At 38.4% G+C, this 9,044-nt stretch carries 12 protein-coding genes; 9 read left to right on the forward strand and 3 right to left on the reverse strand.

Going from position 1 to position 9,044, the window contains the following annotated elements:
- Positions 1-55: 55 nt before the first annotated feature.
- From D1953_RS15920 to D1953_RS15930, 3 genes are read right to left on the reverse strand one after another with little or no spacing between them, the layout of a single operon-like run.
- Positions 56-1,219, reverse strand: a complete 1,164-nt coding sequence (locus D1953_RS15920; RefSeq protein WP_119118169.1) for a Ger(x)C family spore germination protein — start codon at positions 1,217-1,219, stop codon at positions 56-58.
- Positions 1,219-2,769 (reverse strand): spore germination protein, encoded by a 1,551-nt coding sequence (locus D1953_RS15925; RefSeq protein WP_119118170.1) that lies wholly within the window; start codon positions 2,767-2,769, stop codon positions 1,219-1,221. Before D1953_RS15925 ends, D1953_RS15920 begins: the two co-directional genes overlap by 1 nt.
- A complete protein-coding gene (locus D1953_RS15930; protein WP_119118171.1) occupies positions 2,738-3,859 on the reverse strand; it encodes a GerAB/ArcD/ProY family transporter in 1,122 nt (373 codons plus the stop codon). Before D1953_RS15930 ends, D1953_RS15925 begins: the two co-directional genes overlap by 32 nt.
- 171 nt (positions 3,860-4,030) lie before the next feature.
- Here D1953_RS15930 and D1953_RS15935 point away from each other — a divergent pair, with 171 nt between their 5' ends.
- The 9 genes from D1953_RS15935 (at position 4,031) to spoVIF (ending at position 8,622) form a co-directional block, all read left to right on the forward strand.
- The gene (locus D1953_RS15935) at positions 4,031-4,309 is read left to right on the forward strand and encodes a hypothetical protein (protein WP_119118172.1); all 279 of its coding nucleotides are present in this window, start codon (positions 4,031-4,033) and stop codon (positions 4,307-4,309) included.
- Positions 4,310-4,319: 10 nt separating this feature from the next.
- A complete protein-coding gene (locus D1953_RS15940; RefSeq protein WP_119118173.1) occupies positions 4,320-4,889 on the forward strand; it encodes a hypothetical protein in 570 nt (189 codons plus the stop codon).
- 4 nt (positions 4,890-4,893) lie between these two features.
- Positions 4,894-5,259: a DUF1360 domain-containing protein gene (locus D1953_RS15945; RefSeq protein ID WP_119118174.1), complete on the forward strand. Its 366-nt coding sequence runs from the start codon at positions 4,894-4,896 to the stop codon at positions 5,257-5,259.
- Positions 5,260-5,625: 366 nt separating this feature from the next.
- The gene (locus D1953_RS15950; RefSeq protein WP_245980189.1) at positions 5,626-6,120 is read left to right on the forward strand and encodes a YhcN/YlaJ family sporulation lipoprotein; all 495 of its coding nucleotides are present in this window, start codon (positions 5,626-5,628) and stop codon (positions 6,118-6,120) included.
- A 22-nt stretch (positions 6,121-6,142) separates the two neighbouring features.
- Positions 6,143-6,610: a stage V sporulation protein AC gene (spoVAC, locus tag D1953_RS15955; protein WP_119118175.1), complete on the forward strand. Its 468-nt coding sequence runs from the start codon at positions 6,143-6,145 to the stop codon at positions 6,608-6,610.
- 3 nt (positions 6,611-6,613) lie between these two features.
- Positions 6,614-7,639, forward strand: coding sequence for a stage V sporulation protein AD (gene spoVAD / locus D1953_RS15960; RefSeq protein WP_119118176.1), 1,026 nt, complete (start codon positions 6,614-6,616; stop codon positions 7,637-7,639).
- 18 nt (positions 7,640-7,657) lie between these two features.
- Positions 7,658-8,014 carry a stage V sporulation protein AE gene (gene spoVAE, locus D1953_RS15965; protein WP_119118177.1) on the forward strand — a complete coding sequence of 119 codons (357 nt, stop codon included), beginning with the start codon at positions 7,658-7,660 and terminating at the stop codon, positions 8,012-8,014.
- 98 nt (positions 8,015-8,112) lie between these two features.
- Complete coding sequence (locus D1953_RS15970) at positions 8,113-8,256, forward strand: YjcZ family sporulation protein (RefSeq protein ID WP_119118178.1); 144 nt, start codon at positions 8,113-8,115, stop codon at positions 8,254-8,256.
- Between the two features lie 111 nt (positions 8,257-8,367).
- Positions 8,368-8,622, forward strand: coding sequence for a sporulation-specific transcription regulator SpoVIF (spoVIF, locus tag D1953_RS15975; RefSeq protein WP_119118179.1), 255 nt, complete (start codon positions 8,368-8,370; stop codon positions 8,620-8,622).
- The last annotated feature ends 422 nt before the right edge of the window (positions 8,623-9,044 follow it).

The raw sequence follows: 9,044 nt of genomic DNA on the forward strand, positions 1-9,044 counted from the left end.
TTGGTCCTTTTTCTTTTCGCTTATTTAACTAACACATCAATTAAAAGAGATTTTCTCATTGTCCGTCCCTAAATATTGGTGATAATTCCATTTTACCGGAGTTTTTCAATTGAACGTTTACAGAAAGTGATTTAATGGTATCTTCCTCTAAAGGAATAACTCCGTTTTTCTGCACCTTTTTCCATGTTTTATTGTCATCCCGATAAAGGGTTTCAGACAAATTAAAGATGTCAATCTTTTGTTTCCGTGTAAAATGATAGGTTCTATAGACTTCAGCACGGATTGCTTGGCCAATTTCTTTTTTCAATTTGTTTACTGTTTCTTGTTTTTTTATCATTTGAATATTCGCGTTAAGTTTCAGTTTTATATCAAAGCGCACCTTTCCATCTTTATCTATTATAGGTTTGATTTTTACTTTTTTATCATAAATAAGAACCGAGATATCAGCGTTCCTCCTCTTAGACAGGTATACACTATCACGAACAAATTCTTTATTAGTGAGTCTTGCTCCGTTCATAATCTCCTTAGATAAGATGCTTATTAACTTATTATCTGAGATGATAGCAGCCTTTTCAATGAGCAGTTCCTTTTTTGGTCCATCTTGAGCGGTCCACCTTTTGGAAATTTGAAGAAACGGTAACTGCGCTTGATGAGGTGGTTCATCAAGAGCGATAATAAGCTCTCTTAAGTCGGTCGGCGGGATAAAGGAACTTTGATGATAATTGTCATGCGGGTCACTTAACTTAGAAAATGCGAGTGAAATATTTTCAATCGGACTGATTAACATAATATCCTTAATTGAATCCTTTGTTGCAAAGAAATACATTCGATATCGGGTTTCACGAAAACGATCGAGAAAATCGGCTATATGTTTGATCCCTCCTACCTTTATAGCCTCTTCAGAGAAAATAACAAAGGAAAGATGCCCCAAGTAAATTCGGCGATCCGATGTGTGATATAAATTAAATATGGCTTCTTCAAATGTATTTCCCTCAGCTCTCCCAACATCTGCTTTACTCGTTGAACCGCCTGCACCACTTTCTGCTTTGGCAAGGCTGCCTAAATTGATGATTTGTATATAGACAACGATTTTTCCATCTTTATAATCTATGCCAATTCCATTGGCATAGACAAAACGTTCCGGTTCATTTGCATCCCAACAACCTGATAACAATAAACTACATACAATCACCAGCAAACATAGTTTCTTTTTTTTCATTATTGTCCATCATTCCTTTGTTTAGTTGAATCTTTTGAAAAAAAAGCTTGAGCTCTTGTTGTGTCGAGTTTACTAGGTAGTCGAAGCAGCCCTTTGAAAAGCGTTTTAATATTTAAATTTGCTGACATTTCTAAAAATGGCGTTCCAAGAATACGGATATTGGCAATAAACGTGATGTAAAAATGGATCGCATAGAGAAATCCAAATAAACCGAAAAAAGATGACAATAGAATACAGCCAATTCGGAAAAGGCTGATGACCCCAATTAATGATTGATTAACTAGTGTAAAGGTAGCAATGGAAGATCCGGCAACGACGACAAGCATCGCCGGGCTTGTTAAACCTGAACGAATGGCCGCATCCCCGATAATGAGTCCTCCTAGAACACTTAGCGTTGTCCCAATCGCTGAAGGCATTCTCATCCCGGCTTCCTTAAACAGTTCAAAGAGCATAAGCATAATAATCGCTTCTAATGCGGTAGGCAGTGGGAGCCCGCGCCTTGCTTCAACGATTGTTGCTAGTAAAATTAAAGGCATCTGGTCTTGATGAAACGTTGAAAGGGCAACCCAAAAACCTGGTAATAAAGTAGCCATTACAATACCTGTTAGACGAATTAATCTTTCAAAAGAAGTAAATGCAGTTGCATATTCTACATCTTCACTCGTTTTAAAGAGAAATAAGATATTGATTGGTGTAATATTCGCATAAGCGACTCCATCGATAATGATAACGATTCGACCTTTTAGTAAACATTGAACAGCGAAGTCAGGTCTCCCTGTATAATGATGACGCGGTATGAACGGAGAGGTTTTCTCAATCAACTCCATTAATTGATTACCAGAATAAATTCCATCTACATCGATTGCCTCAATTTCTTTTATAAGAGAAGCTACCATATCCATATTTGCAATCTCATTCATATAGAGAACGGAGACTCTTGTTAATGTCCGCCTCCCTACTTCAAAATTTTTGATATGTAACGAATTGGTGCGCAATCTTTTTCGAATTAACGCAATATTAACTGATGCATCTTCAATAAAATTATCTCTAGGACCTTTAACGGTTACCTCTGTAGCCGTTTCTTCTGGGTTTCGTTGTGGACGCTTGGCGATATTTATGGAGTACAAAAACTGATACTCGTGAAAGAAAAGTAGTACTCGGCCAGAATAAATATCAGCAAACATCGTTTCTTTATCTTTAATTTCGGTTAGCTGTGGCAAGTAAAGAGATTTAGAAATCATGTCTTTTGTTAAATTCTCGGTTGGATGTTTATCGAAAAATAAGTTTAAGCGTTCAAATACTAAAGAATTCAATAATTCACTATCCACCATTCCCTCACAGCCAACTAAAGTGATTGTAACCGGTGCTGTAGGACGATAGGTGTTAGGGTTTAAAAACACATCTTCTGTCGGTTTAAAGATTTTTCGCAACTCTTCTTCTGTGATTGAAAAGTTGGATGAATTTGTTTTCTTTTTCTCTTTTGTTTTCTCTGTTTCTTTTTTCTTTATTTCTTTCAGTTTAAGTGGTTGTTTTTTCTTGATCTTGTACATAATTCATCCTCCTTTTTTTTCGATTTTTCATGAAGACGAACAAACCAATGAGAATGGATAAAGCGAAAAGGAAATAAAAGGTTACTGGCATAAAAACCCTCCCAATAAAATGACGAAGCACAATATCATTAGTTGGAATTAAATTAGCAGCGATCATAATCACTGAATAAATAATCATGACCCATTTCCTTTTTCGCTTATCTTTTAATGCTAGAACTTCTATTGCAAGAAATAAAAAGAACGTAATTCGAATGAAGCCACCGGTAATCCATTGATAGATAGATAAAAAGTCAACATGCTCAATAAATCTTCCAAGGGAGACAATTCCCCATTCCTCAAAAGCAGGATATTTTTGCCGTGCCGCTTCTAATGGACCAAACTCAATAATTGCGCCCAGTAATGGACCAAGGGTTAACCAAGCAAGAATGAAAACATTAATCATAAACGTTTTATATGTTACTTTGCTATGGAGTTTATGTTGAAGAAATAGGAATGCAATTAATTCAACAAGTCCAGATAACGGAAATATAATCCCTTTTATAACGGGTTCAAACCCATGTTCCAGAATAGGTTTTAAAAGGGTGAAATCTTTGTGTTGAAAGTTTGCAATGCCTACAAAGAAACCAAAGACGATGACACCCATAAGAACAAGCGTATTTACCATGACGATTGTTTGTAAACTCGTCAAAGCGAGAAATAAACATAGAACAGCGAGTGAAGTGACAAGAGCAAAACTAGGTGTAAAAGGGAGGTAGGTAACAGCTGTCCATGAAACGAGTTCTTTCAAAGATACAGCAGCTAAGAAAATACAGAAAAGGCTAGTGAGCATAGATAGTACTCTGCCAACTTTTTTATTGATCTGTTCTCCAATCCACTCAAAAATGTTCTGTGGTTCGGTTGCTTTATAAATATATCTGAGTAGAAAACCCCAAATCAGGATACATAGGGCAGCGAATACGACAGACATCCAAGCGTCTCTTTTACCTGCACTTACTAAATGGGGGATGACGGTCACATGATTTTTTAAGCCAATAGCGGTCATAAATAAAAAAGAAACTTGGAGAATTGAAATGGTATCATATCTTTTCATTGCTAAAATACTCCCTTGTTCATCATTATTTTCTAGCCTATCCAAAGCGAGTATGATTATCCAATTTTGTCATTAAGGAAAGAAATGGAGCATACATTTGATACATAGTAGAGAGAGATAAGAAATCTGTTTGCTTCTGACTTGATTTCACATCATCTGAGGAGGGACATCATGGACGGTAATAAGGAAAGTTCTTCTGTTACCGATGGAGTGCAAACAGTGAATAGGAAACAGCAGCGCTTTAGTAATGAAGAGATGATTGAGTTGTTACTACGACTATCGAAATATGCACGACAACCGGTATGTAAATTCACGATTGAAGGTCAAATACTCGTTGGCAGGCTTGTTCATAAACAGCAATCGACTCTCTTTATTAAACACCGTTTTGGGAAAAAGGCCATACCATATAAGATGGAGAAGCTGCAGGCAATTGATATTCTACATTTATAGGGGTGGTCATATGTTAAATAACGAGAAAGGTAATAATCAAGCGAAGCCGCTTATTTATGATGTACGGCCAGAGAGTACAAAACAAGTATTTTCAAATCAAGAAAATCGTTTGCAGGAGCAAGAACAACGAGAAGAGAGTGAGCAAGAGCAGACGTTAAATAAAGAGGAAAAAATCGAAAAAATTAAACGTGAATTCGGTGTATATGAGGCGATGGCGGAAATAGAAAGAGAAATTCGTACTGCTTCACAATGGGTTGAACCTTATCGTGAACCAAAACAACCCGAGCCGCAGGTGATACAGGAAGAACAGCCTGTTGTAGAAGAAGTAGTAAGTAAAAAGAAGAAGAGAAGACCAAAACCAAAACCAAAACAAAAACAAGAATCGGTCGCTGAGACGATTACTCGACTGGCTCATTCAAGGGAAGAACCAAGACCGACGTGTGTGGCTCATTTATTCGGTGAAGAAAGAGAGTTTGAAGTATTAGGGATACGCGGAGAAATGGTCAAAATTAGAATCGGTCACCGCGTGCGCATTATTAGGCTGTCGGATCTGAAATCAGTCAAAGTCATAAAGAGGTGAATGGATGCTGTTGCATGAGATAGGGATTGCAGTTCTTCTTATATTAGGATTAGCAGCATTTCGATTAACACGATTAATTGTGTTTGACAAAATCACAGAGCCTATGCGGCGCCCCTTCTTTAATGAAGTGAAGGAAAAAGATGAAGAAGGGAACGTTGTCGTTTATTTAGTTCCTAAAGAGCGGGGAATTCGAGGTTGGATTGGTGAATTATTAGCTTGCTATTGGTGCACAGGTGTATGGATGAGCATATTGCTATTTAGTCTGTATATGAGTAAGTGGCCGGCAGGGGAATTTATCATTTTAATTCTAGCCATAGCTGCCGTTGCTTCAATTCTCGAAGTTCTTGTTTCGAAATGGCTAGGTGATTGACGAGACCAACTTGTCTCCCTTTTCATAGTATGAGGGTATAGGTAAAGAAAAGGAGGCGTTTTTGTTGAACACGAATAGACCGGAAGTATGGACCTATGCAAAACCAATAAAAAAGGCAGAACCGACCAAAATCAAGAAGGATTGCGGATGTAATAAAAATAAAAACAAAAAACAAACGTACTAAATAATAAAAGGTTGTTCCAACAATGAATTTTGGAGCAGCCTTTTTTATTTGTGTCTCAAAGCAGTTCTCTTCATTTGCTCCATGCTTTTGCTAACCTGTTCTAATTACCGAATCCTACCATTCATAAAATGCGTTATAAACAAGAAAATAATAGATAGAATGATGATTTAGGAAGTGACAGGATGAAGAAGATAGTCATGGTTTGGATTGCTGTTTTATTAATGATAACGGGATGTGCCAATAAGGAGGGAGGAAAGAAGGACGAGTTAGTCTTAATAGAACGAACAAATCCAAAGCCGATGGATGTTATTTATGGGATGGACAACGACGACTATGGGAAAGAAAATCCTAATGAAGGGCTAATTACCGATATTAAGAAAATCATAGCAAAGGATGAAGAAATCTATGATGTAATTGTTGTGAAAAAGGACAAAGACGTTTTAGTAGCGTATAAAGTGAAGCATATGAAACGATTTCATATGAAAAAGATTGAAAAGAAAGTGAAAAAACAGTTAAACGATAAGTATCCAGATTTTCATTTTATTGTGTCTAGCGACTATAAAATCTTCTTAGAATTATATCGTTTAAATGAAATGTTGAAAGCAAAAGATGTTCCTGAGAAAAAAGCAAAGAAAAAATATGAGGAAATTGTTAAATTGCATGAGGAATTAACATAAGTGTCAGAAGGAAGGCGTTACTGTGTCAAAAGATCAAACAGCTAAACAGGAAACCTATCAAAAGTTGCAAAGCAAGCATGAGCTGAAGCGGCCTGTTTTTAAAAACTGTGTAAAGGCGTTCCTAGTAGGGGGAACGTTTTGTCTAATTGGACAAGCGATTACGTACTTCTACATTTATTATTTTGATTTCACTGAGCAGACAGCCGGAAATCCTACGGTTGCTACGATGGTCTTTCTTTCTCTTTTATTAACAGGATTTGGTGTATATGACCATATCGGTCAATTTGCTGGTGCAGGCAGTGCTGTTCCTGTGACAGGGTTTGGAAATTCTGTTATATCAGCTGCAATTGAGCATCGTACCGAGGGCCTGGTATTAGGCGTCGGGGGGAATATATTTAAGTTAGCCGGCTCAGTTATTTTATTTGGGGTCTTTTCAGCCTTTGTCGTTGCGCTTATTAAAACGATTTATCTAAATATAGTTGGAGGGTAAACGATGCTAATTGGAAAACAGTCATGGGTGTTTCAGAATAAACCCGTTATTCTTGAAACAGGCGTGACGGGAGGACCGTTTGAATCCAATGGTGCCCTTCCGGAAGATTTTGATCTTTTATATGATGACTTATGGATGGCGCAGGATTCTTATGAGAAGGCACATCGGCTCTTAATGGAAAAGGCAGTCGAGATTGTTCTGCAAAAAGGAAACATACAAAAAGAAGATATCCAATTCTTTCTTGCGGGTGATTTAACGAATCAAATTACGCCGACAAGCTTTGCAGCAAGAACGAATGCGATTCCATATTTCGGATTATATGGAGCTTGTTCAACGTCGATGGAAGGGCTGGCACTAGCATCATTTATCGTTAATTATAAAGGAGCCCATCAGGTATTAACAGGTGCATCCAGTCATAATGCAGCGGCTGAAAGGCAGTTTCGTTATCCGACTGAATATGGAGGGCAAAAGCCGCCGACCGCTCAATGGACGATTACAGGAGCGGGAGTTGCGCTTGTCGCTCGTTCAGAGGGGCTTACCGGTCAGTTTCCCTATGCGGTATCAGCGACGATTGGAAAAGTCATCGACATGGGGTTGAAGGACCCCTTTAATATGGGGGGAGCAATGGCTCCAGCTGCTGTGGATACGATTTTGGCTCATTTTGAGGATACAGGTCTAACACCGGATGATTACGATTTAATTGTAACAGGAGATTTAGGGGAAGTAGGAAGAGAAACAGCTTATGACTTATTGCAGCAACAAGGATGCTTGATGGATAAGGAAAAGTTTCAAGATTGCGGATTACTTATTTTTAAGCCTGATCAGCCTGTTCTAGCCGGTGGAAGCGGTGCTGGCTGCTCTGCCGTTGTTTTATATGGTCATCTTTTAAATGAGATGAAGAAAGGCAAGTATCAGAAAATATTAGTTGTTGCCACGGGAGCGCTTTTATCACCGCTGTCCGTTCAGCAAAAAGATAGCATTCCATGCATTGCGCATGCAGTTGCTATTGAATATGGAACAGTTTGCTAAATGAAAGGAGCTACATAAATGCTAGCGATGTTTTTTTGGGCGTTTGTCGTTGGGGGACTTATTTGCGTTATTGGACAATTGCTTTTTGATGTAGCCAAGTTAACTCCTGCCCATACTTTAAGTTTGTTCGTTGTTATCGGGGCTATATTAGATGGAGTCGGTTTATATGAACCATTTATTGATTTTGCCGGAGCTGGTGCAACGATTCCGATTACTTCATTCGGTAACTCCCTCGTACATGGAGCGCTGCAAGAGGCGGAGCAGCATGGGCTTATCGGCGTATTAACAGGTATGTTTGAAGTAACAAGTTCAGGAATTTCAGCCGCCATTGTTTTTGGTTTTATTGGCGCATTACTGTTTAAACCAAAAGGTTAAATCGAAATAGGCCGGCCTCGTTAGTGACTAAGCCCATACATATTCTTATTCTCCTCATATGTTATTGATAAGCTACGCGAGAAGCGAGGTGAATGAATATGTTCGGTTACGGTTGGGGTGGTGGCGCTGGATATGGATGCCAAGGTTATGGATATGGCGGCGGATTCAGCGGAGGCTCTACATTTGTTTTAATTGTTGTGTTGTTTATCCTTTTAATCATTGTTGGTGCATCATTTTGTTAACACCTAAAGGAATAGGTAGATAGCCTATTCCTTTTTGTGATTACATAAGAAGTTCAAGCACCTTTTTTTCTGGATATCATAGGATAGGTACAGAAAAGGAGGTCTTAAAGAATGGATCAAAATCTCTTTAAGAACATTGAAAGTAAAACAGGTGTGAACATGAAGGATATCTTTGAATTAGCTAGCTCTCTTCAAGGTGCAAATTTTAAGGATGAAGCAACGGTACGAAATGTCATTAAACGTGTTTCTCAAATAGCGAATAAACCGGTTAATCAAGAAATGGAAGACAAAATTGTTCAATCTATTATCGCAGATGGAAAACAACTGGATTTCAGCACGATTTCGCAAATGATTAATAAAAAATAAGAAAAGTGGAGGGTGCCCACTTATCGGCGACAAGCATAAGGTGAGCGCTGACAGAAGGCGTTCTTTGCCTTCCGAAGCGATTAATTTATGACCTCGAGCCGATGGCGCCTGAAGCTAGACAATAAGAAAAGCGGAAGGCGCCAAATATATCGCAAATTTTATAGTTCGTTCACAAAAACGGGGCTATCCTAAAAGTCATGAAAAATGACTTTTAGGATAGCCCCTCTGTTTAGTTGAACAATCATTTTCGTTACATAATGCCTTTTTGGCGGTCTTTAAAGTGTGTTGAAGGGCAAAAGGGAGGAAACTAGCCAGGGAAAAGTCGTTCATTGGAGTTATGAAGGCCCAAAAGGAGAAATCCTGCTAGGGAAAAGTCGTTCATCGGGGTTATGAAGGCCCAAAAGGAGGAATCCAGTCGGGAA

The sequence above is a fragment of the Peribacillus asahii genome (genome assembly GCF_003570725.1).
Taxonomy (GTDB): Bacteria; Bacillota; Bacilli; order Bacillales; family DSM-1321; genus Peribacillus; species Peribacillus asahii.